Genomic DNA, 25,335 nt, shown 5'->3' with positions numbered 1-25,335 from the left:
ACCGCCGGTTCTTCTCGGAGTTCAGGACGCTCCGCTCCCCGGACACGCACCTCACGCGCTCTTGCCGAGCCACCGCCCACCGGCCACGGTGTTCGCATGACCTCCTTCGTGCTCCCCCATGAGCTGCACGGCGACGGCGCCCACAAGGTGTTCGCGGTGCACGGCTGGTTCGCCGACCGGTCCGCGTTCGCGCCCGTCCTGCCGGACCTGGACGGTACGACCTTCCAGTACGCGCCCGTCGACCTGCGCGGCTACGGCGAGGCCAGGGACGCGCACGGCGCGTACACGACCGCGGAGGCGGCGGTGGACCTGGTGACACTGGCCGACCGTCTCGGCTGGGCGCGCTTCTCCGTCGTCGGGCACTCCATGGGCGGCGCGATCGCCCAGCGGCTGCTCGCCGTCGCCCCGCACCGGCTGCGCGCCGTGGTGGGCGTCTCCCCGGTGCCCGCCTGCGGGCTCGCCCTGCCGCCGGAGCAGTGGGAGCTGTTCGCGGACGCCGCCCACCTGCCCGAGAACCGGCGGGCCATCATCGACATCACCACGGGCGGGCGGCGTCCCGGCGCCTGGCTCGACCGCATGGTCGCCCGTTCCCTGGCGCGCAGCGACGCGAAGGCGTTCCGTGCCTGGCTGGACTCGTGGGCGCGGGAGGACTTCCACGAGGACGTCGAGGGCGCGACGGTGCCCGCGCTCGCCGTCGCCGGAGCGCTCGATCCCGCCCTGTCGGCCGAGCTGCTCCGCGGAACCTGGCTGACCTGGTACGCCCGGGCCGAACTGCACGAACTGCCGTCCGCCGGCCACTACGCGATGGACGAGACCCCGCTCGAACTCGTCCGCGTGGTGGAGGACTTCCTGCGCCGCGCCGGCGAGGCGGACGGCGGCGGGCCGGCGTGACGTCGCTCCCGGTCCCGCCCGTCCCCGACGTCTTCGATCCACGCCGGTACGCCACCGGTGTGCCGTTCGACGCCTACCGCGTCCTGCGGGACCACCACCCGGTGGCCTGGCAGGACGAGCCCGAGGTGCTGGGCTGGCCGGCCGGGCCCGGATTCTGGGCGGTGACGCGGCACGCCGACGTCGTCCGCGTCCTGAGGGACGCGACGGCCTTCTCCTCGTGTCTCGGCGCGACCCAGATCCGCGACCCCGACCCGGACGATCTGCCGTTCATCCGCCGCATGATGCTCAACCAGGACCCGCCGCACCACCACCGGCTGCGGCGCCTGGTGAGCCGCGCGTTCACGCCCGGGCGGATCGAGCGCTTCGCGGCGGTGGCGCGGGAGCGCGCCCGGACCCTGTTCGCGGACGCGGTGGCCCAGGCCCGGTCCGGCGACGGCACGGTCGACGTCGTCACCGCGGTCACCGACGACTACGCCCTGCTCAACCTCGCGGATCTGCTCGGCGTCCCCGAGAGCGACCGCAAGCTGCTGCTGCACTGGACCCGGCGGGTGATCGGCTACCAGGACCCCGACGAGGCCGGTCCCGCGGTGCCGAACGCGACGGGCAGGCCGCTCGATCCGCGGTCCCCGGCGGCGCTGCGGGACATGTTCGCGTACGCGCAGCAGCTCGCCGCGCACAAACGCCGCCACCCGGCCGACGACATCCTGACCACGCTCGCCCACGAGGCGGACCTCGCCGACGCCGAGCTGGAGATGTTCTTCTTCCTGCTCACCGTCGCCGGCAACGACACGGTGCGCGGCGCGGCGCCCGGCGGCCTGCTGACGCTGGCGGAGCACCCCGACGCGTACGCGCGGCTGCGCGCCCCCACGGCCGATCTCGCCCCGGCCGTGGAGGAGTTGCTCCGCCGGCACCCGCCCGTGCTCACCTTCCGCAGGACCGCGACCCGGGAGACGGTGCTGGCCGGGCGTACCGTCCGGGCCGGGGACAAGGTGGTCGTCTTCCACGCGGCCGCCAACCACGACGAGCGGGTCTTCGCCGAACCGGACCGCCTGGACCTGCTGCGCACGCCCAATCCGCACGTCTCCTTCGGGGACGGCCCGCACGTGTGTCTCGGAGCGCACTTCGCCCGGCTGCAACTGCGCGTGCTGTACCAGGAGGCACTACGCGCACTGCCCCCGACGCTTCGTACGGCGCAGCCCCCGAGGCGGCTGGTGTCGAACTTCATCAACGGCATCAAGCACCTGCGCCTGGACCTCCGCCCGGAGCCGCGTTGACCTGGATCAGCGCATGCGTGCCGCCGGTCCGCCACCGCTGCCCCTCCGCCGCGACCAGGGCGGCCTCGGTGCCGGCGTCGAGGCCGCAGACGACCTCGGACTTCAGGGTGCGCAGGGCGGCGACGGGGCCGGGGAAGTAGTCGGTGACCTCGGCGAAGGGGGTGGTCGCCGGCCACCGCCGGTCGCCCACGAGGCGACGGTAGTTGAGGTCCCCCTTGAGGACGGTCAGCGTCGCCTCGGCCAACTCGGCGCGCAGGTCCCCGGGCATCTCGGCGTACGGCAGGGGCGCGCAGGAGAAGGGGTGCGCGCGTACGGTCAGACGGCCGTCGGTCACCGCCGACCACAACCGCCGCCCGTACGCGCCCGCCTCGCCCGGCGCGGCCGTCAGCCGGCGCAGCGCGTCCAGCACGTCGGCCGGGGTGGCGTCGGAGACGTAGTACGGGTGGGGCTTGACGTGCAGTACGGCCCGTTCGAGGCGGCCCTCCGCGAGGAGGTGGGCGAGGAGCAGCAGGTCGGGGACGAGTTCGCGGCCGGCGTTGTCGGCGATCAGGCAGAGGGTGCCGGTGCCGGACTCCGGGAGCAGGGACCACAGGGTCTCGCTGTCGTCGGCGACCAGGCCGGAGGCGGCGGCCGGGGTGTCGCCCCCGGCGGACAGGCGGAAGCCGAGGTCGGCGCGGTTTCCCCAGAGCGAGCCGTGCAGCAGTGCCTGGCCGCGCTCGGCGGCCGTGCGGGACTTCAGGTCGTCGAGTGCGGCGAGTTCCTCGTCGGTCGCGGGTGCGTCGAGTTCGGCGAGCTTGACGGGGCGGAAGGGGTCGATGCCCTGGTCGGGTCCGGGGGTGAAGTAGCCGACGGCTTCGAGGAGCGCGCGGTAGAAGTAGCTCTCCGACCACAGCCAGGGCACGTCGAACCAGGACTGCCCCGCGTATCCGGTGAGCCCCCAGGCCGCCCAGCGGTCCCGGTCGGGCGCGTCGGCCGGGAGGGGTTCGAGCACACCCGCGGTGCAGCTGTCGAGCAGGGCGTCGAGCGCGCGCCGGCGCTCGGGGCCGTACGGCAGGGACGCGCACACCTGCCGGATGATCGCGGGGTGGCGTTCGGCCAGCACGCTGTGCGGGAACGAGCCGGATGCGTTGCCGAGGATCACGGGCGCGGGCGCGGTGTCGGGCATGCGGCTCACCGTACCGCGCGCCGCTCAGACGGCTCTGATCTCCCGTTCCAGCTGCGTGGCGAGGCCGAGGTAGCGAGGACGTCTGGTCACGGGCACCAGGCCGCGGATGAGGACGTACCACATCTCCGTGAGCCGCCTGGGCAGCCGCAGGACGGGTTCGAGGGTGCGGCCCGCGACGCGTATCCCGATGAAGAAGCTGAGGAGGGAGTGGGCGACGGCGTCGACGTCGACGTCCGGGTGGATGTCGCACTCCTTGACTGCTCCGACGAGCCTTCTGGAGACGATGTCGGACCACTCGGCGAAGGGATGCGACAGCGGCGGCCGCACCCCGACCCCGCCGGTGGCGAGCCGCAGTCCGGCTCGCGCGACCGGTCCCTCCACGGTGAGCCGTACGAGGCCGAAGGTGATCCGGATCAGGCCTTCGAGCGACGAGCAGTCCCGGTTGTCCGCCTCATGGGCCAGCCGTCGCGAGTGGTGCGACTGGATCTCCATGATGGCGTGCGCCAGGTCCTCCTTGGCCGCGAAGTGGAAGTACAGGGCGCCCTTGGTGACTTGGGCGTGCTCGACGATGTCGCTGAGGCTGGTCGACTCGTAGCCGTGTCGGTCGAACAGGTCGGCGGCGGCCCTGATGATCGTGGCGCGGGTCTGCTCGGCTCGTAACTGCCTCGCCATCGGCTGAACTCTCCTGGGATCAAAACGGGTTGTGCCGTTTGTTTCTTACCCCCCGCACACGATATCTCACTCCTCGGCGCGGACGACCCGGCATTCGAAGAACGTCGACTCACCCTGGGCGGCGACGATTCGCATGTCCGTGCCCTCCCCGTCGAACGCCTCGATCCATACGGGTTCGTCCAGTTCGGCATAGCGATGGAAGACCGAGCGGAAGGCCGCGGGAGTCCCGCCCGAGGGCATGCGGGCCCAGGCCGCCTGGCGGGCGGACTCCAGCAGGAGCATGCCGGGGGCGTGATCGAGCGGATGATCGAAGAAAACGGGATGCGCGGTATCAATTCTGAGGCGCCAGCGGTCCTGGACCCCGGACGGCGCCAGGACGACGTCCGCCGGCAGCATGCGGCCCACCACCTCGGGCGGCAGACCGGGCGGCGGGGGCGGGACCGTGACGGTGGCCGGGGTTCGGCCGCCGCGGAGCCGGTCGTAGACCGACGCCGCGACGCAGGTGAAGGAGACCCGGGCGGTCGCCACGCGGGCGCCGGCCAGCAGGACTTCGGCGGTGTAGCGGGCGCCGGCCGGACGGCCCGCCCGGCGGCGCACCTCGGCGAAGTGCACCTCGACGGTCGGTTCGGCGGGCACCGGGCCGACGGCCAGGTGTTCGGGAGAGGTGTCCACCTCGAACTCCTGGAGCACGAAGTGATGACCCAGCGGGACGTCGTACTCGGTGTGCGCGAGGAGGGTTCCGCTCTGGCGGACGGTCTCCACGACGAGCAGGGGCTCGTAGGCGCGGCGGTCGGGCGAGACGTGCAGGCCGTGCGCCCGGGGCCACTGGGCCGAGACGGCGAAACGGTCGGCTCCGGTCCGCCTCCAGCCGGTGAGAAAGGTTTCGGCGACGGCCGCGCGGTGCACGAACTGCCGCGGCACGGTCGCCGTCAGGATGGACGTTTCGGCAAGTTGCCGCGCTTGTGGCATGTTTCTCCCTACGGTCCCCCGAAGGGTGCTGCGAACGGTGGGGGGCGTCCGCCGCGGGTGGGCGTCACCATACGAGGTGACCGGTTTGTTTTCAATGCGATCACTCCGCTACACCCTATGATCGGGGCAGTTCCGGCAGGATCGTGGCGCCAGCGGTATGAACCGGCCAACTGGGCGCCGGAGAGGGTCACTCATGGCAAAACAGGAACGTGCCATCAGGACACGCAGGGCGATCCTGGAAGCCGCCGGTGCGGTCTTCGACGAACACGGTTACACCTCCACCACCATCTCCATGGTGCAGGAGCGGGCAGAAGTCACCAAGGGAGCGCTGTACTTCCACTTCCCCTCCAAGGAATCCCTCGCGCAGGCGGTCCTCGACGAGCAGGTGCCCTTCGGTGTGATTCCGCCGCAGGCCTGCAAGCTCCAGGAGGTCGTCGACATCACGTTCGTCGTGGCCCAGCGGCTGCTGGGCAACGCGCTGCTGCGCGGGAGCGTGCGGCTGGCGGTGGACCAGTGCGCGCCGCCGGGGGTGGATCACAGCGGGCCGTTCCGCCAGTGGGCGGATCATCTGACGCCGCTGCTCGAACAGGCAAAGGCGCGGGGGGAGCTGCTGCCGACCGTGGACCCCGGGGACACGGTGGAGCTGCTGATCGGCTCGTTCACCGGCATACAGCTGATGTCGCGGGCGCTGACGGGACGGGACGACCTCGGGCGCCGGCTGTCGGTGCTGTGGTCCCACATGCTGCCGAGCATCGCGGTGCCCGGCCTGCTGATGGGCCTCGACAGCCGCGCCGACCGAGGGGCCCGGGTCCTCGCGTCACTGGACGCCCGCATCGCCTCGTGACGGCAGCACGGCCGTACGCCGGTCCGGGCACGGGCCCGGACCGGCGTACGGCCGTGGTCAATCCCTTCAGAAGGTCAGGCTCCAGCTGTTGATGCGGCCGGTGTCCTGCGCGGCCGTGTCCTGGACCCGCAGCTTCCAGGTGCCGCTCGCGGCCTCCGTGGAGGCGTCGACCGTGTAGGTGGTCCGGACGTCGTCCGCGGAGTCCGAGCCGCTGGCGGACTTCAGGCGGTACGTCGAGCCGTCCGGGGCGACGAGGTCGACGACCAGGTCACCGCGGTAGGTGTGGGTGATGTCCACCGCGACCTTCAGGCCCGAGGGCGCGTTGCCGGTGCGGCCGCTGACGGTGATCGGGGACTCGACGGCCGATCCGGCGTCCGGGACGGCGACCGCGGTGGTGCTGGAGAAGGTCGTGCCGGTGGGGGTGCCGGCCACCACGGCCTGGACCGTCTTCGCGGCGTCCGCGAGTCCCGCGCCGCAGCCGCCGGAGCAGGCGCCGGGCAGCGCACGGGCGTTGGATTTGATCGCCGACTCGATCTGGGCCGGGGTCAGCGCCGGCTTGGCCGACTTCATCAGCGCGGCGAGGCCGGCGATGTGCGGGGTGGCCATGCTGGTGCCCTGGTAGTAGGCGTACGACTCCGCGGACGGGGTCCGGGTGCCCGAGTTCAGCGTGGAGTAGATGCCGTTGGCGGTGCCGGTGCTGGTCTGGCCGCCGGGCGCCGAGATGTCCACCAGGGAGCCGTAGTTGGAGTAGGACGCCTTGGCGCCCGTGCGGTTGGTGGCGGCGACCGAGATGACGTTGTTGCAGTTGCCCGGCGAGTGGTTCGCCACGTTGTCGTTGGCGTTGCCGGCGGCCACGACGACGGTCGTGCCACGGCCCACGGCGGCGTTGACGGCGTTCTGGGTGGCGGAGGTGCACGCGCCGTCGCCACCGAGGCTCATGTTGATGACCTTGGCGACGTTGGCGTTGGCGGGCACGCCGGAGACGGTGCCGCCGGACGCCCAGGTGATGGCGTCGATGATGTCGCTGTCGTAGCCGCCGCACTTGCCGAGCACCCGCACCGGGGAGATCTTGGCGCCGTAGGCGATGCCCGCCATGCCCTTGGCGTTGTTGGTGGCCGCGGCGACGGTGCCGGCCACGTGGGTGCCGTGCCAGGAGGAGTTGCTGGCGGGGCGGCCGGCGCCGCATTCGTTGGCCAGGTACCAGTCGCCGGGGTCGGCCGGGTTGCTGTCACGGCCGTCGCCGTCCACCGAGACCGCGGTGTCGGCGATGAAGTCGTAACCGCCGACGATGTTCGCGGCGAGGTCGGAGTGGGTCACGTAGCCGGTGTCGATGACGGCCACCGTCACACCGCTGCCGGTGGAGGTCGGCCAGGCGCCGGGGACGTTCATGCCGGCCGTGGCCTCGAAGAGGTCCCACTGCTTGGCGTAGTCGGTGTCGTTCGGGTCGGCCTGCGGGGTGTTGAGGCGGTCCGGCACGACGTAGGCGACCTGCGGGTCCGCCTGGTACTCGGCGACGACGTCGGCGACGTCCGACCTGGTGAGGCGCTCGCCCAGGTCGACCAGGGCGGCGCCGGTGCCGAGCCGGCGCTGGAAGTCGACGCTCTCGCCGGCCTTCTCGCCCTTGGCCTCGGCGTCGGCCTCCGCGGCCTTGTCGGACCTGGCCTCGGTGGCGGCGGCCTTGTAGCCGACGATGAGCCGTTCGGCGGGGGCGCCGGGGGCGGCCTCGGTCTGCGCGGTGGGGACGGCGGCCGCGCGGGGGGAGGCGTCCTGGGCCGTGGCCACCTGTGCGGTGGCGGCGGTGAGCAGCGCCGCGGAGACCGCGGCGACGGATATCAGCTTGCGTCTGACGGCAGGGGAGGTTCGCAAGGGTCTGCCTTTCGTGGCCGTACTCCGGACAGCGCGGAGTGGCGGTCGGTGCGCTTCGTCCTCGAAGCGGAGGGGGGTGATACCGAAAAGCGGCGTGCGGAGGCCGGCCTGGCATGGCGCCGACCCGTCGGGGATCACCCGGGGGGTCAGCGGTGCTGGAACGATAGGCAACGGAACGGCCGCGCGGATACAGGGGAAACCCTTGGGCAGGCCGGAAACTCACCCTTGCTGACCAAGGGTTGACCTCGGACGTCCACTTTCGGTTCGCCTCGCGATCGCCTCGGTGCGCAACGGACCGTAACGGGCGGGGCACGCAAGGTCCGGCCCCTGCGGGGCGGCCGGGCGGCCGGGGAAACGGCCGTGCCCCGCACGCTCGAAAGCGGTGCGGGGCACGTCGGGTACCGCGGGGCCGCCGGTGGCGGCGGGGCGGGTCAGCTCAGGCCGACCGACTTCAGCCAGGCCTGGGCCACGTCCAGCGGGTCCTTGTTCTCCAGCTGCACCTGGGCGTCCAGGTCGAGCAGGGTCTTGGTGTCGAGCTTGGCGGAGACCGCGTCGAGGGCGTCGATGCCCTCCTGCGTGAGGCCGCTCTTGTGCACCAGCGGGGTCACGTTCGCGAAGCCGAAGAGGTTCTTCGGGTCCTGGAGGACGACGAACTTCTCCTTGATGATCGTGGGGTCGGTGGTGAAGATGTCCGCGGCCTGCACGGTGTTCTTCGTCAGCGCCGCCTGGGTCAGCGGGCCACCGGCGTCCAGGGCCTTGAAGGACTTGAAGTTCAGGCCGTACTCCTTCTCCAGCCCGACCAGCCCCTGGTGGCGGGTCTGGAACTCCGGCGAGCCCCCGATGACCAGTTCCGGCGCGATGTCCTTGAGGTCGGCGAGCGTGGACTGGGCACCGAGGTCGTACTTCTTGGCCGTCTCGGCGTTGATGGACACCGAGTCCTTGTCCTCGGCCGGCGCCGAGTCCAGCAGGGTCAGCTTGGGGTCCAGCTTGGCCTTGACGTCGGCGTTGACCGCCTCGGCCGACTTCTGCTCGGCCTCGGGGTCGAGGTAGGCGAGAAGCGAGCCGTTGTACTCGGGCAGAACGGTGATGGAGCCGTTCTTCAGCAGGCCGTAGGTGGTCTCGCGGCTACCGATGTTGGGCTTGTACTCGACCTCTATGCCCTTGGCCTTCAGGGCCTCGCCGTAGATGTCGGCGAGGAGGATGCTCTCGGCGAAGTTGTTGGAGCCCACGACGACGGTCTTGCCGTCGGACGTGCCCTCCGAGAGCGGGTCCGACGTGTCGTCGGAGGACGAGCCACAACCGGCGACCAGCGCCGCCGCGACGGCGAATGCCACGGCGGCCGCGCCGCGCTGTCTCTTGTTGGACCAGGTGCTGTTCACGGTTGAAGTCACGATTCCCGTTCCGGGATTGGGGATGTGGCGGGGGGCGGTGACGTGACATGCGGGCACTTCGGGCCCACCGCGGACGTGGCACGCACACCGCACCTACTGATCCAATCCAGCCGGTTCTCACCCAGTCAAGCGAATTCAGGTCACCGATTGGCTTCGACGAGTGACCATTCATGGTCGGATTGTGAAGGAGATGCGGACGACTTCCCGCTCCTGAGGAGCAGGTTGTAACGGATTCTTGACGTGGAGTGGCGCGATCCGCCGTCCCAAGAGGCGATAGTCTCACCGCAGTTGCCCTCCGGTCACAGCGGTGCCACAAACCGCATCGGTGTCGTCGTACACCGGACGAAAGCCGATCGGAATCGACACGCGAACGGACACGCGCGTAGCTTCTCCGCGCGGTGCGACACCCCACGAAGGAGGCTCGGTGTCCACGAACGAGGTGGGCGCGCCCTCCCCCGGGCTCTCGGCCGCGCCGGGACAGGGGGATCTCCCGCTGCCGGCACCGCCGCCGTCCCGGGGCGGCCTGCGCGGCCTCGCCGAACGCCTGCCCTTCCGCCAGAAGCTCAACATCCTGGTCGGCGTGCCGCTGGCCGGAGTCGCCGTGCTGCTCAGCTACCTCATCTCCCACCAGGTGATGCTGGCCCGCAGCGCGGCGGAGGCGGCCACCCTGGTCCGGGACAGCGCGCAGGTGGCCGAACTCGTCGACCTGGTGGAGACCGAGCACCAGCAGGCCGTCCTGCTGTCCGTGCGCCATGAGGCCCGTGGCAGCGACGCCAAGCCCTCGCTGACCGACTACCGCACGGCCCAGCAGGAGACCGACGCCCAGGTCGGGAAGGTGCGCCGCACGTTCGGCGACCGGCTGCCGCGCACCGAGTGGCAGGCGCTGCGGGAGATCGACGGCCTCGACAGCCTGCGCGAGACCGTCGAGCAGGGCTATCTGCCCGCCGACAACATCGACCCGGCCTACCACAACGCCGCCAAGGGCCTGATCGACGGCCTCGGCCTGGACCACAACCCCGCCCTCGCCGCCACCTTCACGGGCAATCTGCTGGACTCCCTGCTGCGCGCCGACGCCGCGCACAGCTCCTTCGAGACCAGCGTCTTCTCGGCCACGACCGGTGACTCCAACGCGCTGATCGAATTCATCGGAGCCGTCGGCGCCTACGAGCTGTACCAGCACCAGGCCGAGCGCTTCGCCCGGTTCGCCACCGAGGAGCAGGCCGCCGAGCTGCGCGGCATCGAGCACAACCCGGCCCAGGCGATCATCCTGCGGCAGTACGCCGAGCTCCAGATCGACCCGAGCGCGCTCCAGGCCGCGACACCGAGCGTGACCCGCGCGAAGTTCACGCTCGCCCTGTCCAACTACCCGACCTACGGACAGCAGTCCGACACCCGGCTGGAGATCACCGGCTCGCTGATCGACCAGATCGCCGACCGGGCCGACCAGGCCTCGGCCGACGCCTGGTGGAACGCCGCCTGGCTGCTGGGCCTCGCCCTGTTCGGCTTCCTGCTGTGGGGTGCGCTCTCGGTGGCCGTGCGCCGCTCCGTGGTCCGGCCGGTGCAGGCGCTCACCGGAGCCGCCCGGCAGGTCGCCGACGTGGCCGGCCGCGAACTCGCGCGCGTGGCAGACGACGACACCGAGGACGACGCCCCGCCACGGCTGCGCGAGATCCCGGTCACCGCGCAGGACGAGATCGGCGACCTCGCCGACGCGTTCAACCAGGTGCAGACCACCGCGGCCGCCCTGCTGGAGCGGCAGGTGCTCAGCCGCCGCAACGTCGCCGAGATGTTCGGCAACGTCGGCCGCCGGGTCAGCAACCTCACCACCCGGCAGCTCGCCCTCATCGACGCCGTCGAGCGCGGCGAGACCGACCCCGCGCTGCTCGAACGCCTCTACCGCATCGACCACATCGCGGTCCGGCTGCGCCGCAACGCCGACAGCCTGATGCTGCTCGCCGGCATCCGCGAGACCGTCCTGGACGGCGGCCCGACCGCGCTCACCAACGTCGTACGGGCCGCGCTCGGCCAGATCGAGGGCTACCAGCGGGTCGAGCTGCACGCCGGCACCGAGGTCATGGTCGAGCCGGACATCATCGGCGACCTGACGCTGATGGTGGCCGAACTCCTGGAGAACGCAGTCTCGTTCTCGCCCGCCGGCAGTCCCGTGGAGGTGACCGTCCGGACCGTCGACGCGGGAGCGACGATCACCGTCGCCGACCACGGCCTCGGGATGAGCGCCGAGCGGCTGGAGGAGGAGAACGGCCGTCTGATCCGCCGCGAACGCCTCGACCTGGTCCCGACCAAGGTGCTGGGCCTGTTCGTGGTGGGCAACCTGGCCCGCCGCTGGGAGATCGGCGTGACCCTCTCGCGCACGCCCGGTGGCGGTGTGACGGCCGAGATCGGCATCCCGTCGACGCTGCTCCTCACGATGAGCGCGGTGGCCGCCGGCGGGACGACGGAGTACGGCACCGAGACGGACGGCACGGGCGCCGCGTCCGGTGCCGGCACGGACGGCGAGGCGGCGGCACCCGTCGCCGCGGCGTCCGAATCCGGGCCGCGCCCCGCCGCCGCCGACGACTCCGTCCCGCTCCCCCGCCGGGTCCCCCGGCGCGACCCCGCGGACGACGACGGCTCCCCGCTCATCCCGCGGGCCCGCACCGAGGCGCCCGCGGGCGGTGCACGGCCGCTGCGCCGCCGCGTCCGTGGCGCGACGCTGCGGACCACCGCCGCCGAGACCGACCGTCCGGCCTCACCCCAGGCCGCCACGCCCGCCGACGCGGAGGCCGTCCGCGACGCCCTGGAGGAGTTCGAGGCGGCCGTGGAACGCGCCCGCCGCGACGCCCGGCGCGACCAGGACACGGCCGACGGCACCCATGACAGCGAGTCGCAAGAACCCAGGCACCTCCCGGAAGGAGCGGAGCAGTGAGCACGTCGACAGGTGGTACTCCGACGGGAGGCGCCACGCCGGACGAACTGCGGGCCGCCGCAGCCGACTTCACCTGGCTGCTGAACCGTTTCGCGACCGAGACCGCGGGAGTCGTGGACGCCATCGCGGTCTCCTCCGACGGGCTGCTGATCGCCGTGGCCCAACTGCGCGAGCGCGCACACTCCGAGCGGCTCGCGGCGATCGTCTCCGGTCTCACCAGCCTGGCCGCCGGCGCCTCCGGCAACTACGGCCTGGGCGCCCTCAACAAGGTCATCATCGATCTGGAGGGCGGTCACGTCCTGGTCTCCGCGATCGGCAGCGGCGCCGTGCTCGGCGTGGTCGCCGACAAGGAGGCCAAGCTGGGCAACATCGCCTACGAGATGACGCTGTTCGCCAACCGGGCGGGTGCCGCGCTCAGCCCGCAGCTCGTGCTCGAACTGAAGAACAGCGTCGGCGCCGGCTCGACGGGCTGACCGGTCCCCGCCCGGTCGAGGAGGAAGACACCCCCATGGCGGACGACCCGACGCCCCCGGGCCCGGACCCGGCAGGCCCCGTCCCCGCCGTACGGCCGTTCCTCGTCACCGCCGGCCGGGTGGCGGGCGCGGGCGAGGCCGCGTCCGCCCGGACCATCCCGCTCGAGACCCAGGTGGTGGCCACCGCCGAGGGGCTCGACGCCCTCGACCTGCTCTCCTTCGAGCGGCACGACATCGTCGCCGCCTGCAAGCAGCCCCAGTCCATCGCGGAGATCGCCGCGTTGCTGCGGCTGCACCTCAACGTCGTCCGGGTCCTCGCCGAGGACCTGCGCACCGCCGGGCATCTGGCGGTGTACGTGCCGAACGCCGCCGTCACCCATGACGCGTCCGTCCTGCGCAGGGTTATCGATGGCCTCCGCGCCATCCCCGACTCCCGGGGGGTACTCCGTGACACCGACTGAACCACTCGCCGTCGGCGCGGCCGCGCAGAGTGCCGTACGGCCGCCGCTGCCGGTGAAGCTGGTGATCGCGGGCGGCTTCGGCGTGGGCAAGACCACCGCCGTCGGGGCCATCTCCGAGATCGAGCCGCTCACCACCGAGGCCGCCATCACCGAGGTCGCGGCCGGGGTCGACGACCTGTCGCACACCCCGCGCAAGACGACGACCACGGTCGCGATGGACTTCGGCTGCATCACCATCGACCCGACGCTGAAGCTGTATCTCTTCGGTACGCCGGGACAGGACCGTTTCGGCTTCATGTGGGACGACATCGTCGAGGGCGCGATCGGCGCGCTGGTCATCGTCGACACCCGCCGGCTGGACGACTGCTACGCGGCCGTGGACTACTTCGAGCACCGGCAGATCCCGTTCGCGGTGGCGATCAACGCCTTCGACGGCACGGTCGAGCACGCGCTGGACGAGGTCCGCTGGGCGCTGGACGTCGCCGAGCACGTCCCGGTGGTCGTGTTCGACGCCCGGGAGCGCGGCTCGGTGCGGGACGCGCTGCTCGTCGTACTGGAGCTGGCGCTGGCCCGCACCGAGGGCTGACGCGGGTCAGCCGCCGCGGCGTACCCCGCGCGAGACCGCGAGGCGTCCGGCCGCCCAGAACACGCCGAGCGTGGCCAGCGCGAGCAGGGCGACCAGCGTGGCGCCGCCGACGACCTTCTCGTAGTTGCGCTGGTAGAGCCCGTCGACGATGTAGCGGCCGAGGCCGCCGAAGCTGACGTACGCGGCGATGGTGGCCGTCGAGACGATCTGGATGGCGGCCGAGCGCAGACCGCTGAGGATCAGCGGCAGCGCGACCGGGACCTCCACGCGGAACAGGACCTCGGCCTCGCTCATGCCCATGCCCCGCGCGGCGTCCACGGGGGCGGGGTCGACCGAGCGCATCGCCTCGTAGGTGGTGACGAGGATCGGCGGGATCGCCAGCACCACGAGCGGGATCATCACCGGGGCCAGTCCGAGCCCGAGCAGCACGAACATCAGCACCATCAGGCCGAAGCTCGGCAGTGCGCGGCCCGCGGTGGCGATCAGGGCGAGCGTGTTGCCGCCGCGTCCGGTGTGCCCGGTCAGCAGGCCGACGGGCAGCGCGACGGCGGCGGCGATGCCGAGCGCCATCAGCGTGTACTGGAGGTGCTCCAGCAGACGCGTGGGGATGCCGTCGTAACCCTGCCAGTGGGCGCCGTCGCTGAAGAAGGCGTTGATGAAGTTCAGTACGTTCACCGGGCGGCGTCCTTCAGGGTGTTCGTACGCGGGGACCTGCGGGTGTCGCGCGGCATCCACGGCGTGACGAGGACGCGCAGGCCGATCAGGACGGCGTCCACCACGATGGCGAGGACGGCCGTGCCGATCACGGACAGCCACACCAGGCGCGGCTGGTTGTAGATCATGCCGCTGTTGAGCAGGTTGCCGAGGGCCCCCTGGTTGCCGATCAGCATGCCGACGCTGACCAGGGAGATGCTCGACACCGACGCCACCCGCAGCCCGGCGATGATCGCGGGCGCGGCGATCGGCAACTGCACCAGCACATAGCGGCGTACGGGTCCGAAGCCCATGGCGGTGGCGGCGTCCAGGGTCTCACGGGGCACCGAGCGGACGCCGTCCACGATCGCCGGGACGAACACCACCAGGCTGTAGACGGCGAGCGGGATCATGACGGTGGTCTCGCTGAGGCCGGTGTAGTCGATGAGGACGACGAAGAAGGCGAGCGACGGGATCGCGTACAGCACGGTCGTCACCCACAGCACCGGCGGGTACAGCCAGCGCAGCCGCACGCACAGCTGGGCGACGGGCAGCGCCACGAGCAGTCCGACGAGCACAGGGACCAGTGCCTCGCGCAGGTGCAGTCCGACCAGGCCCCAGTAGGTGCTCTGGAGGTCGCTCGGCATGTCGAAGAGGCCGTTCATCGGACGGCCTTCGCGCCGCCGGCCGGGGTGTCGGCTGCCGGTGCCGCGGCGTGCGCGCCACGGATCGCCTCGGCGATGGTCTGCTGCGCGACGACCCCGGCCACCCGGCCCTCGCCGTCCACGGCGACGGCCCAGCCGGTGGGCGACAGGACGGCGCAGTCGAGCGCGGCCCGCAGCGAGTCGCGCTCGGCGACGAACGGCCGCCCGAACGGCAGCAGTCCGTCCCGCTCGATCCGCCCGGCGGTGAGGTCGCCCGGCGCGCTCCAGCCGAGCGGCCTGCCGTCCAGGCCGGTGACGAGGAGATAGGGGACGTCGGCCGAGCCGCGGGCGGCGATCTGCTCGGCGGTGGCGTCGACGGCGACGATCGGCGTGGTGAGCAGCTCCAGTCCGGCCGACGGGAAGAAGGACAGCCGCCGGATGCCCCGGTCGGCGCCGAGGAAGTCCTCGACGAACTCGTCGGCGGGGCTGGACAGCAGCTCGGCGGGCGGGGCGAACTGGGCGAGCCGGCCGCCGGTGCGCATCACGGCGACCATCGTGCCGAGCTTGACGGCCTCGTCGATGTCGTGCGTGACGAAGACGATGGTCTTGCCCAGCTCGGCCTGGATGCGCAGCAGTTCGTCCTGGAGGCCCTTGCGCACGATCGGGTCGACGGCGGAGAACGGCTCGTCCATCAGCAGCACCGGCGGGTCGGCGGCGAGCGCCCTGGCCACGCCGACGCGCTGCTGCTGGCCGCCGGAGAGCTGGTAGGGGTAGCGCCGCGCGAGGGCGGCGTCGAGGCCGACGCGCTCCATCAGCTCGCGGGCGCGGGCACGGGCCTTGTCCTTGCCCCAGCCGAGCATGCGGGGCACGGTGGCGATGTTGTCGACGATCGTGCGGTGCTGGAAGAGGCCCGCGTTCTGGATCACGTAACCCATGGACCGGCGCAATGTGTTGACCGGCTGCTGCATGATGTCAGTGCCGTCGAGGAGGATCCTGCCCTCGCTGGGCTCGACCATCCGGTTGATCATCCGCAGGGTCGTCGTCTTGCCGCACCCCGAGGGCCCGACCAGGACCGTGATCGAACGGTCGGGTATCTCCAGTGACAGCCGGTCGACCGCCACCGTGCCGTCGGGATACCGCTTGGTGACTGAATCTATCCGTATCAAAACGCCGAACGCCCTTCGGGTGTGGCAGTCGCCGCCCGCTCTCGCCTGGTGGCGGGCCATTGCCGGGAGAGTCTAGACCCGCAGTGTTGCCGGAACATGGCCGGGCGACCGGGGTGCTCAGGCGACCGGCAGCCCCGCCGTGCGCCGCACCCGGCGCCCCCGGTCCACGGCGTACACCTCGCAACCCTCCCGGCCGGCCGCCCACAGCACGCCCTCGGGACCCATCGCGAACGCCGCCGTGGCCAGGGCGTCCGCCTCCGTGAGGGTCGGCGCGACGACCGTGACGCTGAGCAGTCCGGTCGCCGGGCGCCCGGTGCGGCCGTCGAGGATGTGCTCGCCGCGCTCGTAGGGGGCGGACGTCGCGACCGCGCCCTCGGTCAGCTCCAGCACCGTGCAGAGCCGGTCGGCGCGTTCGGGGTGCCGTACCCCCACCCGCCACGGGCCGCCCGCGACGACCACGTCTCCCCCGGCGTTGAGACAGAACCGCCGCACCCCGGCGGCCCTCAGCATCTCGGCCGCCCGCTGCACCGACCATCCCTTGACCACCGCGCAGGGATCGAGGCCACGGCCGGGCAGCCGGGCGTCGAAGGCACCGCCGCTCGCGACCCGGTACCGCTCGCAGACGTCGAGGACCACGGCGAGGTCGGGGCTGACGTCGTCGCGTCCGATCTCGCCCCGGTCCAGCCGGGAGACCTCACTGTGGGGCTTGAACGGGCTGAACCGGTCGTCCACTTCGCGCAGCCAGGCGTAGACGGCGTCCGCGAGCCCCTGCGGAACGTGCTCGTCGTCGATCCGCAGCGAGACGGGAAAGCCCATGACGTGCTCGACACGACGCACGTCAGGCGCCCCGCGCGTCGAGGGCGGCCTGCAACGACTCCCGGTAGCCCTCGCTGGTGATCGTCGCGCCCGACACCGAGTCGATGTCCGCGCTCTGCGCCTGAAGCGTCTCCTCGATCAGCGTCGGCACGGCGGCCGTCGTCTGCGGGTGGTCCGGCTGCCGCAGCATCCGCACGGCCGTGATCCCGTCCCCGGCGAAGGTCACCTCCACCTGCACGGGGCCCTTCTCGGTGTTCACCGTGGAGCCCGCGACGACCCGGGCGCCCGAGGTCCCGGAGGGCGAGGAGGACGAGGTGGAAGTGGGGGTCGGCGGTGCGGCCGGCCGGGACGCCTCGGCGACCGGCGCGGCGGTGGAGGGCGCGTAGCGCCAGACCGGGATCAGGCCCGCCACCGTCAGGATCAGAACAGGCAGTGCTCGTTTCACGCTTTCTCCTCGCCTCTCCTTCTCTTCTTCACCTCGGTACCCTCGGCTTCCCTTCTTCGCCTCGGTTCCCTCGGCCCCTCGGGTCCGTCAGCCGGCCAGGCTGAAGCGCTCGTGGTGGATCTGCGCCTTGGGCACACCGAGCTCGCGCAGGCTGCGCAGCACCCCCCGGGTCATTCCGGGCGGCCCGCACAGATAGACGTCTCGCTCGGCGACGTCGGGCACCAGCCGGGCCAGCTCGTCGCGCGAGAGGCGGTCCGGCCGGGCCGGTCCGGTGACCAGGTACAGCTCGGCGCCCTTGGCGAGGGCGAGTTCGCGCAGCTCGTCGTAGAGCACCGCGTCCCGGTCGGTGGCCACCCGATAGACGAGGACGGCGTGCCCGTGCAGTTCCTCCAGCAGGGCCCGCATCGGGGTGATGCCGACGCCGCCGGCGATCAGCAGGACGTCCGGACGGGTCCGGTGCAGGGTGGTGAAGGCGCCGTAGGGGCCCTCGGCGAAGACACGGGTGCCGGCCTTCAGGTGGCGCAGCCCGGCGCTGCCCTCGCCGACGGCCTTGGCGGTCAGACGCAGCGAACGGCCGTCCGGCGCGGCCGACAGCGACCAGGGGTTGGCCTGCCACCAGCGCCCACGGGTCAAAAAGCGCCACAGGAAGAACTGGCCGGCGCGGGCGGGCAGCCGGTCGAGGTCGCGTCCGGTGATGTGGACGGAGACGACGTCGTCGTTCTCGGGGACGACGGCCGTGACGCGCAGCCGGTGACGCCAGTTCCGCCACAGCGGCAGCGCCAGGCGGCCGACGCACACCGATCCGAGCGCGACGCTCCACAGCGTCCACCAGTAGGCGGTGGCCCCGGGCGAGGCGACGAAGGTCGTGCCGACCGCGATCTGGTGGGAGAAGGCCAGCACGACGGCGAGGTAGGTGTAGAGGTGGATGAAGTGCCACGTCTCGTAGGCCAGCCGGCGCCGGGCGAAGCGCCCCGAGACCGTGCCGACCACGATGATCAGCGCCAGCGCGACCACCGCCCGCAGCACGCCCTCGACGGTCTCGGCGAGGTCGACGAGCTGGTCGACCGGGTCCATGCCGGAGGAGTCGGCGTAGCCGAAGGTGATGAACACCGCGTGCGCGAGCAGCGTCCACAGCAGCGAGAACCCGAGCCGGCGGTGCCACAGCGTGAGCCGGTCCATGCCGATCCGGCGGTCGAGCCAGGGCAGCCGGGCCACCAGCAGCAGCTGGAAGGCCATGAGCAGGGCGGCGTACAGCCCGGTGAGGCGGCCGACGACGATCAGCGCGTTGGAGGCGAACCCCGCCTGCGCGAAGAAGTAGGTGACCACGGCCACGTTCGCGGCGAGCACGGCGTACAGGCCGGTGCGGGCCACCACCCTGGGACGTATCGCCGCGACGGGCGCGGCTGGCGACTGGACGGTCGTCACGGACGGCAACTCCTCGGTCGGGGCCCTGGGACACCGAGCTTGACCGGCCGCAGCTGTCGATCTCCTGTCGTACGACTTTCAAGTGGATATCGATGTGCGTCCGCGGGGCGACCGGCCCCGGCGAGGGGCGGACGTTCCCGCACTATGAACGGGTGGAAAAAGTACGACTGCTGGTCGTGGACGACGACCCGCCCATCGCCGACCTCGTCGCGACGGTCGCCCGCTACGAGGGCTGGGACGCGGTCACCGCGCACTCCGGGGACGAGGCGCTGCGCCGTGCCGCCGAGTTCCGTCCGGACATCGTCGTGCTCGACCTGATGCTCCCGGACGTGGACGGCTTCGGCGTCCTCGACCGGCTGCGCGCCTCGGGGACGATGGTGCCGGTGGTCTTCCTGACCGCGCGGGACGCGGTGTCCGACCGGGTGGCGGGGCTGACCCGGGGCGGCGACGACTACCTGGTGAAACCGTTCGCGGTCGAGGAGCTGATGGCCCGGCTGCGCACGGTGCTGCGGCGCGCCGCGGGGCCCGGGTTCCAGCGGTCGGTGCTGCGGGTGGGGGACCTGACCATGGACGAGGACACCCGTGAGGTGCGGCGCGGCGAGCGGCTGCTGACGCTGACCCCGACCGAGTACGAGGTGCTGCGCTACCTCCTGCGCAAGTCGCCGACGGTGCTCACCAAGGCGCAGATCCTCGACCACGTGTGGGAGTACGGCTTCGGCGGCCGCTCCAACGTGGTGGAGCTGGTCGTCAGCCGGCTGCGCCGCAAGCTCGACGAGCCCCACCACGGCGGGGTGGGCGGGGAGCTGATCCACACCGTGCGCGGCTTCGGCTACGTGATCCGGCAGGCCGCCGAGTGACCCGGGTGCGGCGGGTGGTGCGCCGGCTGCGCCACGGCTACGGCAGTCTGCGGCTGGGCACCCGGCTGGCGCTGGGGCTGGGCGCGCTGTCGCTGGTCGTCTTCGCCGTGGTGGGCACGGCGCTGACCACGTACATGCGGGACTACCTGTCGGCGCAGCTGGACGAGCAGTTGCAGATCGGCCAGATCGCCCAGTCCAAGGGCATCGCGGACCACGGCACGCTCCAGGGCAAGAAGTACTACCGCTGGTACTACGCCGTGTACGACGTGTCGGACGGCGTCGCCGAACTGCGCAAGCCGGAGGCGGTGGCCGATCTGCCCGCGGACGTCGGCGACTTCACCTCCCTGGCCCGGGCCCAGGTCGCCTCGCACACGGAACTCCTGCGCACCGAGCACCTGAAGGACGCGGGCACCTACCGGCTGCGCGCCTGCGAGGTCGAGCCCGGCGTCGTCCTGGTGAGCGCCGCGCCCATGGACGACATCGAGGACACCGTCCGCCAGTTGGTCACGATCCAGGCGGTCACGTTCGGGCTGGCGCTGCTGGCGCTGGTGGTGTTCGGCCGGAAGATGCTGCGGCGCGGGCTGCAACCGCTCAGCGACATGGCGCACACCGCGCACGGCATCGCCTCGCACGACCTCACCGAGTCGGAGGCCCGGCTGCCGCTGCGGGCCGACCGCCGGGGCGGCGGCCCGGAGGTGGAGGAGCTGCGGACGGCGTTCAACACGATGCTGGAGCACATCGACGACTCCCTCGCCGTGCGCGCCGAGGCCGAGCAGCGGCTGCGCCGGTTCGTCGCGGACGCCTCGCACGAGCTGCGCACCCCGCTGATGTCGGTGCGCGGCTACGCGGACCTCTTCCAGTACGCGGCCGCCAACGAGCCCGGGGAACGGGAGCGGCACCTGGCGCGACTGCGCGCCGAGGCCGCCCGGATGGGCTTCCTCCTGGACGACCTGCTGCTGCTCGCCCGGCTCGACGCCGCCGAGGTGGAGGCCCCGCTGCGGCTCGCGAAGGCGGACCTGGTGGAGCTGGTCGAGCAGGCCGCCGACGCCTTCCGGGCGGCGCGCCCCGGCCATCCGCTGACGGTGGGCACCGGGGAGGTGCCGGTGGTGCTGCGGCTCGACGCCCAGCGCATCCGGCAGGTGCTGGACAACCTGCTCACCAACGCGGCCGTGCACACCCCGCCCGGGACGGAGGTGTCCGTCGCGGTCTCGGTCACGGCCGGGGTCGCGCTGGTACGGGTCCACGACACGGGGCCCGGGATACCGGCCGCCGACCGGGAGCGCGTCTTCGACCGTTTCTACCGGGTCGACAAGGCCCGCAGCCGCGACCGGGGCGGCAGCGGGCTCGGTCTGTCGGTGGCCGGCTCACTGGTCCGGGCGCACGGCGGCACGATCGAACTGGCCAGTGAACCGGGGAGCACGGTGTTCACGGTGCGGCTTCCGACGGGAGCGGCGGATCGGGAGTAGGGGGAGGACGCGTGGGTCAGGCGTCCGCCGTCGGGAGGGTCACCTCGAAGCGGCAGCCGCCGGAGACGTTGCGTACGGCGGCCCGGCCCTGGTGGGCCTCCACGATGCCCCGCACGATGGCCAGCCCCAGCCCGGCGCCGGCCGGCGGCGTGCGGGCGTCGGTGCCACGCCAGCCGGTGTCGAAGACGCGCGGCAGGTCCTCCTCCGCGATGCCCCCGCAGCCGTCCGTGACGGACAGGACGACCCCGTCGGGAGAGCGCTCGGCGGCCACCGCCACCGTGCCGTCGGAGGGTGTCCGCCGGATCGCGTTCACGAGCAAATTGCCGAGCACCCGGCTCATCTCCTTGCCGTCCACCTCGACCGGCACGGCCTCCACCCGGTCGCCGACCAGCCGTACGCCGTGCTCCCTGGCGAGCGGATCCGCGCCCGCGAGGGCGTCGCCCACCAGGTCGTACACCGAGATCCGGCTCGGGCTCAGGGCGAGCGTGCCCGCGTGGATGCGGGAGAGCTCGAAGAGGTCGCCGACCATGTCGTTCAGGCGCTCGGCCTCGGCGCGGATCTCGCGGAGATAGCGGTCGGGATCGGCGGCCACGCCGTCCTCCAGCGCCTCGGACATCGCGCGCAGTCCGGCGAGCGGGGTGCGCAGGTCGTGCGAGATCCAGGCGACCAGCTCGCGCCGGGAGCTCTCCAGGGCGCGCTCCCGGTCCCGGGACTCGGCGAGCTTGCGGCTGGTCGCCTCCAGCTCCCGGCTCAGCGCGGCCAGTTCGTAGGCGGCGGGGCCGTCGGGGCTGGTGAAGTCGCCGCCGTCACCGAAGGAACGGGCCGCGAGGGTGAGGGCGCGGCTGCGCGCGGCGACCCAGCGGCCCAGCAACAGGGCGGTGGCCAGCGAGACCACGGCGGCCACCGCGACCACCGTGGTCACCACGGTCAGGTCGTGCGCCGACAGGAACATCGCCTGGGCGACCGCGAGCGTGCCCGCGAACATCGCGCCCACGGCGACGGCGGCGACCACGGTGATGTGCTCGGTGAGCGAGCGCCGCCGGATCAGCAGCAGCACCCCGGCCCCGAGCAGTCCGGCCGCGCCGGCGCCGAGGAAGGCGAACAGGGCGATGAGCAGGGTGTCCCGCACGGCTCACACCTCTGTCTCGTCGAAGCGGTAGCCGACGCCCCACACCGTCTGGATGAACCGGGGCCTCGCCGGGTCGTTCTCCACCTTGCCGCGCAGCCGCCGCACATGGACGGTCACCGTCGACAGGTCGCCGAAGTCCCACCCCCAGACCTCCCGCATCAGCTCCTCCCTGCTGAACGCCCGCCCGGGGTTGCGCAGGAAGAACGTGAGCAGATCGAACTCCCGGATGGTCAGGGCGAGTTCGTCGCCGTTCTTGGCGGCACGCCGGGCGGCCGGATCGACGGTGAGGCCGGCGGCGCCCAGCGCGTCGGTGGACTGGTGCGGGGCGGGCCGGGTCCGGCGCAGCACGGACTCCACGCGCAGGACCAGTTCGCGGGGGCTGAAGGGCTTGGTGACGTAGTCGTCGGCGCCCACCTCCAGACCGAGGATCCGGTCGTCCTCGTCACCCCGCGCCGTCAGCATGATCACCGGCACCGGGCCGCGCGTCCGCATCCGCCGGCACACCTCCAGCCCGTCCATGCCGGGCAGCATCAGGTCCAGCACGACCAGGTCGGGCCAGTGCGCGGCGGTCCGGGCCAGCGCGGCGGGGCCGTCACCGGCGCGGTCCACGACGTACCCGGCCCGGACGAGATACCCGGAGACCACCTCGGCGACGGTCGGGTCGTCGTCGACGACCAGGACCCGGGCCCCGTACGACTGCTGTTCCATGCCGGCCAGCCTGGCATCCCGCGCGCGGCAACGGGAACGAGACCCCTCGACGTCCCGGTTCCGTAAGGAAGCCGGCGGGCCGCGGCGGCCTCAGGTGGCGAAGGCCATGCCCTCCTCGTCCGGCTGCGGCCGGTGCCGCAGCCGGGACGCCAGGACGGCCACGTCGTCCTCCGCGTGTCCGGCGTCGAGGTTGGCGAGGACGGTGTCGAGGATCGTCTCCACCCCTTCCGCCGCGTCGAAGCGCAGCCTGGCCAGCCGGTTCAGGGACTCGTCGATGTCCTCCCCGCGATGCTCGACGAGCCCGTCGGTGAACAGCAGCAGCGTCTCCGCGCCGTCCAGCCGGTACGTCGCCGGCTCGTAGCCCCCGAGGCCGGTGCCCAGCGGTGGTCCGACGGGCACCGGAAGGAGCGAGGTGTCACCCCTGCCGTCGATCACGGCGGGCGGCAGATGACCCGCGCTGGCCAGGGTGATCTGGCCGCGCACGGGGTCGACGCGGGCGATCAGGCAGGTGGCGGGCCGCCGCTCGGACTCGTTGGAGGCGATGTCGTCGAGCTGGCGCAGCACGCGGTGCGGCGGCAGGTCGGCGGAGGCGATGTAGCGCAGGGCCGAGCGGTAGGCCGTCATGTCGACCGCCGCTTCCAGGCCGTGGCCCATCACGTCCCCGACGACGAGCAGGGTGCGCCCGAAGTGCAGGCGGACGGTCTCGCACCAGTCGCCGCCGACCAGGGCGCGCTGCCCCACCGGCAGATAGCGGATGGCGACGTCCAGGTTCGGGTGCGGCCGGCCGGGCTCGGCGAGCAGCGCCCGCTGGAGGTCGCCGACGATCCGGCTCATCCGGTCGTGCTCCCGGGCATGCCGGATGTGCGAGGCGGCGCGCTCGGCGAGCAGTGCCAGCACGTCCGCCTCCGGCGGGGTGAACGGTCCCGTGCCCCGGACGCACACCAGGACGCCGTAGCGGTCGTCGCCGCTGACGAGCGGCACGCACAGTGCGGGGCCGTCCCTCTCGTAGCCGCTCCGGCTGTCCGTCCGGCGCGCCATCGCCGCGGGCCAGCGCAGGTCGGGCAGCAGGGTGCGGTCGCCGTGCACCGCCTCGTACGACGGATCGCTTTCCTCCAGGTGGCGCCGCACGACGGCCGCCGTGCACCCTCCGTGCTCGGCCGCCACCCTGGTGAGCTCGGCACAGGTGGTCTCCTCGTCGAGCGTCGTCCCGATCCCGGCCACGGTGGAGCGCAGCGTCATCAGCCGCGACGACACGCCGGGCCCCGGTTCGGGCGCGTGCGTACGGCCGACGGAGCCGGATGTCGGTGATTTTCGGAAGGACCGGAGCCATCGCGCCACACAGAACACCTTAAATGGGATGCAAACCGACACTGATCGCGCGTCGGCCTCCCGGGGTCCTTGGATACCCTTGCGCTTCCATGAGCTGGTTCGAATCCATCATCCTCGGTCTCGTCCAGGGACTGACCGAATTCCTGCCGATCTCGTCGAGCGCGCACCTGCGTCTGGTGGCCGCCTTCTCGGGCTGGCAGGACCCCGGCGCCGCGTTCACGGCGATCACGCAGATCGGCACCGAGACCGCGGTACTGATCTATTTCCGGTCGGACATCGCCCGCATCGTCACCGCGTGGTGCCGCTCCCTGACGGACCGGACGCTGCGCCAGGACCAGGACGCCCGGCTCGGCTGGATGCTGATCATCGGCTCGATCCCGATCGGCGTCCTGGGGGTCACCTTCAAGGACCAGATCGAGGGGCCGTTCCGCGATCTGAGGCTGACCGCGACCATGCTCATCGTCATGGGCGTGGTGCTGGGCGTCGCCGACCGCCTCGCCGCCCGCGCCGAACGGGAGAGCCTCGCCGGCGCCCACGAGGCCGGCGCTCCCGGCGCCCACGAGGCCCATGACGCCCTCCTCACCGTCTCGGGCGCACCCGGCGCGCCCGGCACCCTGAACGCCACCTCCGCCGCCCCCGCCACCCCCCGCGCCTCCGGCAAGACCCTGCACGACCTCACCGTCAGGGACGGCCTGATCTACGGCCTGTGCCAGGCGCTGGCCCTCATCCCGGGCGTCTCCCGCTCCGGCGCCACCACCAGCGGCGGCCTGTTCATGGGCTACACCCGCGCGGCGGCCGCCCGCTACTGCTTCCTGCTCGCGATCCCGGCCGTCCTCGCCTCCGGGCTGTTCGAGCTGAAGGACGCCACCGAGGGCGGCCACGTCAGCTGGGGACCGACGGCGCTGGCCACCCTCATCGCGTTCGCTGTGGGATACGCGGTCATCGCCTGGTTCATGAAGTTCATCGAGACTCGCAGCTTCATGCCGTTCGTGCACTACCGCATCGCCCTCGGCCTGGTGATCATCGCGCTGGTGACCTTCGGGGTGATCAGCCCGCACGCCGCCGAGTCGGCCGGCTGAGCCACTCGGCCCCACCGAGCCCCTCACCCTCCGGTCGGTCCCCGCACCCCCGCCGGTCCC

At 72.4% G+C, this 25,335-nt stretch carries 24 protein-coding genes; 10 read left to right on the top strand and 14 right to left on the bottom strand.

Features of this window, described 5'->3' with window-relative positions; all coding sequences use genetic code 11:
- Positions 1-96: 96 nt before the first annotated feature.
- Together ACIP2X_RS30560 and ACIP2X_RS30555 are read left to right on the top strand one after the other, a co-directional pair.
- Positions 97-891, top strand: coding sequence for an alpha/beta fold hydrolase (locus ACIP2X_RS30560; protein ID WP_401679019.1), 795 nt, complete (start codon positions 97-99; stop codon positions 889-891).
- On the top strand, positions 888-2,165 hold the full coding sequence (locus tag ACIP2X_RS30555; RefSeq protein ID WP_401679016.1) for a cytochrome P450: 1,278 nt from the start codon (positions 888-890) through the stop codon (positions 2,163-2,165). Before ACIP2X_RS30560 ends, ACIP2X_RS30555 begins: the two co-directional genes overlap by 4 nt.
- On the opposite strand, the gene ACIP2X_RS30550 is transcribed toward ACIP2X_RS30555, so the two are convergent.
- The 3 genes from ACIP2X_RS30550 to ACIP2X_RS30540 form a co-directional block, all read right to left on the bottom strand.
- Positions 2,125-3,330 carry a damage-control phosphatase ARMT1 family protein gene (locus ACIP2X_RS30550; protein ID WP_401679014.1) on the bottom strand — a complete coding sequence of 402 codons (1,206 nt, stop codon included), beginning with the start codon at positions 3,328-3,330 and terminating at the stop codon, positions 2,125-2,127. The two genes, ACIP2X_RS30555 and ACIP2X_RS30550, sit on opposite strands and share 41 nt — an antisense overlap.
- 24 nt (positions 3,331-3,354) lie before the next feature.
- Entirely contained in the window at positions 3,355-4,002 is a 648-nt protein-coding gene (locus ACIP2X_RS30545; RefSeq protein WP_401679011.1) for a ScbR family autoregulator-binding transcription factor, read from the bottom strand.
- 66 nt (positions 4,003-4,068) lie between these two features.
- The gene (locus ACIP2X_RS30540) at positions 4,069-4,971 is read right to left on the bottom strand and encodes a ScbA/BarX family gamma-butyrolactone biosynthesis protein (RefSeq protein WP_401679008.1); all 903 of its coding nucleotides are present in this window, start codon (positions 4,969-4,971) and stop codon (positions 4,069-4,071) included.
- Positions 4,972-5,164: 193 nt separating this feature from the next.
- On the opposite strand from ACIP2X_RS30540, the gene ACIP2X_RS30535 reads away from it, so the two are divergent.
- Positions 5,165-5,815 carry a ScbR family autoregulator-binding transcription factor gene (locus ACIP2X_RS30535; RefSeq protein WP_401679005.1) on the top strand — a complete coding sequence of 217 codons (651 nt, stop codon included), beginning with the start codon at positions 5,165-5,167 and terminating at the stop codon, positions 5,813-5,815.
- Between the two features lie 66 nt (positions 5,816-5,881).
- Here ACIP2X_RS30535 and ACIP2X_RS30530 read toward each other — a convergent pair whose 3' ends face one another.
- Together ACIP2X_RS30530 and ACIP2X_RS30525 are read right to left on the bottom strand one after the other, a co-directional pair.
- A complete protein-coding gene (locus tag ACIP2X_RS30530; RefSeq protein WP_401679002.1) occupies positions 5,882-7,681 on the bottom strand; it encodes a S8 family peptidase in 1,800 nt (599 codons plus the stop codon).
- Positions 7,682-8,112: 431 nt separating this feature from the next.
- Positions 8,113-9,060, bottom strand: coding sequence for an ABC transporter substrate-binding protein (locus tag ACIP2X_RS30525; protein ID WP_401679000.1), 948 nt, complete (start codon positions 9,058-9,060; stop codon positions 8,113-8,115).
- 436 nt (positions 9,061-9,496) lie between these two features.
- Here ACIP2X_RS30525 and ACIP2X_RS30520 point away from each other — a divergent pair, with 436 nt between their 5' ends.
- The 4 genes from ACIP2X_RS30520 to ACIP2X_RS30505 are packed head-to-tail and all read left to right on the top strand — an operon-like array spanning position 9,497 to position 13,518.
- A complete protein-coding gene (locus ACIP2X_RS30520) occupies positions 9,497-11,998 on the top strand; it encodes an ATP-binding protein (RefSeq protein ID WP_401678997.1) in 2,502 nt (833 codons plus the stop codon).
- Positions 11,995-12,471: a roadblock/LC7 domain-containing protein gene (locus ACIP2X_RS30515; protein ID WP_401678994.1), complete on the top strand. Its 477-nt coding sequence runs from the start codon at positions 11,995-11,997 to the stop codon at positions 12,469-12,471. Before ACIP2X_RS30520 ends, ACIP2X_RS30515 begins: the two co-directional genes overlap by 4 nt.
- A 35-nt stretch (positions 12,472-12,506) precedes the next feature.
- On the top strand, positions 12,507-12,932 hold the full coding sequence (locus ACIP2X_RS30510; RefSeq protein WP_401678991.1) for a DUF742 domain-containing protein: 426 nt from the start codon (positions 12,507-12,509) through the stop codon (positions 12,930-12,932).
- Positions 12,919-13,518 carry a GTP-binding protein gene (locus ACIP2X_RS30505; RefSeq protein ID WP_401678988.1) on the top strand — a complete coding sequence of 200 codons (600 nt, stop codon included), beginning with the start codon at positions 12,919-12,921 and terminating at the stop codon, positions 13,516-13,518. Before ACIP2X_RS30510 ends, ACIP2X_RS30505 begins: the two co-directional genes overlap by 14 nt.
- A gap of 6 nt (positions 13,519-13,524) precedes the next feature.
- Here the strand turns inward: ACIP2X_RS30505 and ACIP2X_RS30500 are convergent, their stop codons facing one another.
- The 6 genes from ACIP2X_RS30500 to ACIP2X_RS30475 all read right to left on the bottom strand — a co-directional run bounded on the left by ACIP2X_RS30500 (position 13,525) and on the right by ACIP2X_RS30475 (position 18,707).
- Positions 13,525-14,193 carry an ABC transporter permease gene (locus tag ACIP2X_RS30500; protein ID WP_401678985.1) on the bottom strand — a complete coding sequence of 223 codons (669 nt, stop codon included), beginning with the start codon at positions 14,191-14,193 and terminating at the stop codon, positions 13,525-13,527.
- Positions 14,190-14,876 (bottom strand): ABC transporter permease, encoded by a 687-nt coding sequence (locus ACIP2X_RS30495; RefSeq protein WP_401678983.1) that lies wholly within the window; start codon positions 14,874-14,876, stop codon positions 14,190-14,192. Before ACIP2X_RS30495 ends, ACIP2X_RS30500 begins: the two co-directional genes overlap by 4 nt.
- Entirely contained in the window at positions 14,873-16,021 is a 1,149-nt protein-coding gene (locus ACIP2X_RS30490; protein WP_401679257.1) for an ABC transporter ATP-binding protein, read from the bottom strand. The genes ACIP2X_RS30495 and ACIP2X_RS30490 overlap by 4 nt, the downstream gene beginning before the upstream one ends.
- 117 nt (positions 16,022-16,138) lie before the next feature.
- Positions 16,139-16,858: an FAD:protein FMN transferase gene (locus ACIP2X_RS30485; protein WP_401678980.1), complete on the bottom strand. Its 720-nt coding sequence runs from the start codon at positions 16,856-16,858 to the stop codon at positions 16,139-16,141.
- A gap of 1 nt (position 16,859) precedes the next feature.
- On the bottom strand, positions 16,860-17,282 hold the full coding sequence (locus ACIP2X_RS30480; protein WP_401678977.1) for an FMN-binding protein: 423 nt from the start codon (positions 17,280-17,282) through the stop codon (positions 16,860-16,862).
- An 87-nt stretch (positions 17,283-17,369) separates the two neighbouring features.
- Complete coding sequence (locus ACIP2X_RS30475; RefSeq protein ID WP_401678975.1) at positions 17,370-18,707, bottom strand: ferric reductase-like transmembrane domain-containing protein; 1,338 nt, start codon at positions 18,705-18,707, stop codon at positions 17,370-17,372.
- Between the two features lie 152 nt (positions 18,708-18,859).
- Here ACIP2X_RS30475 and ACIP2X_RS30470 point away from each other — a divergent pair, with 152 nt between their 5' ends.
- Complete coding sequence (locus tag ACIP2X_RS30470) at positions 18,860-19,564, top strand: response regulator transcription factor (protein WP_401678972.1); 705 nt, start codon at positions 18,860-18,862, stop codon at positions 19,562-19,564.
- 14 nt (positions 19,565-19,578) lie between these two features.
- A complete protein-coding gene (locus ACIP2X_RS30465) occupies positions 19,579-21,030 on the top strand; it encodes a sensor histidine kinase (RefSeq protein WP_401679254.1) in 1,452 nt (483 codons plus the stop codon).
- Between the two features lie 16 nt (positions 21,031-21,046).
- Here ACIP2X_RS30465 and ACIP2X_RS30460 read toward each other — a convergent pair whose 3' ends face one another.
- The 3 genes from ACIP2X_RS30460 to ACIP2X_RS30450 form a co-directional block, all read right to left on the bottom strand.
- Complete coding sequence (locus tag ACIP2X_RS30460) at positions 21,047-22,159, bottom strand: sensor histidine kinase (protein ID WP_401678969.1); 1,113 nt, start codon at positions 22,157-22,159, stop codon at positions 21,047-21,049.
- Positions 22,160-22,162: 3 nt separating this feature from the next.
- Positions 22,163-22,867, bottom strand: coding sequence for a response regulator transcription factor (locus ACIP2X_RS30455; RefSeq protein WP_401678966.1), 705 nt, complete (start codon positions 22,865-22,867; stop codon positions 22,163-22,165).
- 90 nt (positions 22,868-22,957) lie between these two features.
- Positions 22,958-24,106 carry a PP2C family protein-serine/threonine phosphatase gene (locus ACIP2X_RS30450; protein WP_401678963.1) on the bottom strand — a complete coding sequence of 383 codons (1,149 nt, stop codon included), beginning with the start codon at positions 24,104-24,106 and terminating at the stop codon, positions 22,958-22,960.
- Positions 24,107-24,219: 113 nt separating this feature from the next.
- Between ACIP2X_RS30450 and ACIP2X_RS30445 the strand changes: the two genes are divergently transcribed.
- Complete coding sequence (locus ACIP2X_RS30445) at positions 24,220-25,275, top strand: undecaprenyl-diphosphate phosphatase (RefSeq protein ID WP_401678960.1); 1,056 nt, start codon at positions 24,220-24,222, stop codon at positions 25,273-25,275.
- The last annotated feature ends 60 nt before the right edge of the window (positions 25,276-25,335 follow it).

The organism is Streptomyces sp. NPDC089424, assembly GCF_044749345.1.
Lineage (GTDB): Bacteria > Actinomycetota > Actinomycetes > Streptomycetales > Streptomycetaceae > Streptomyces.
Note: the sequence above shows the minus strand (reverse complement) of the source record. Positions and strands in the feature narration are given on the sequence as shown.

Excerpts from the sequence above, each read along its gene's own strand:
- ACIP2X_RS30560 (WP_401679019.1), top strand. The coding sequence starts at position 97 with ATGACCTCCTTCGTGCTCCCCCATGAGCTGCACGGCGACGGCGCCCAC.
- ACIP2X_RS30550 (WP_401679014.1), bottom strand. The coding sequence starts at position 3,330 with ATGCCCGACACCGCGCCCGCGCCCGTGATCCTCGGCAACGCATCCGGC.
- ACIP2X_RS30545 (WP_401679011.1), bottom strand. The coding sequence starts at position 4,002 with ATGGCGAGGCAGTTACGAGCCGAGCAGACCCGCGCCACGATCATCAGG.
- ACIP2X_RS30540 (WP_401679008.1), bottom strand. The coding sequence starts at position 4,971 with ATGCCACAAGCGCGGCAACTTGCCGAAACGTCCATCCTGACGGCGACC.
- ACIP2X_RS30535 (WP_401679005.1), top strand. The coding sequence starts at position 5,165 with ATGGCAAAACAGGAACGTGCCATCAGGACACGCAGGGCGATCCTGGAA.
- ACIP2X_RS30510 (WP_401678991.1), top strand. The coding sequence starts at position 12,507 with ATGGCGGACGACCCGACGCCCCCGGGCCCGGACCCGGCAGGCCCCGTC.
- ACIP2X_RS30495 (WP_401678983.1), bottom strand. The coding sequence starts at position 14,876 with ATGAACGGCCTCTTCGACATGCCGAGCGACCTCCAGAGCACCTACTGG.
- ACIP2X_RS30455 (WP_401678966.1), bottom strand. The coding sequence starts at position 22,867 with ATGGAACAGCAGTCGTACGGGGCCCGGGTCCTGGTCGTCGACGACGAC.
- ACIP2X_RS30450 (WP_401678963.1), bottom strand. The coding sequence starts at position 24,106 with ATGACGCTGCGCTCCACCGTGGCCGGGATCGGGACGACGCTCGACGAG.
- ACIP2X_RS30445 (WP_401678960.1), top strand. The coding sequence starts at position 24,220 with ATGGGATGCAAACCGACACTGATCGCGCGTCGGCCTCCCGGGGTCCTT.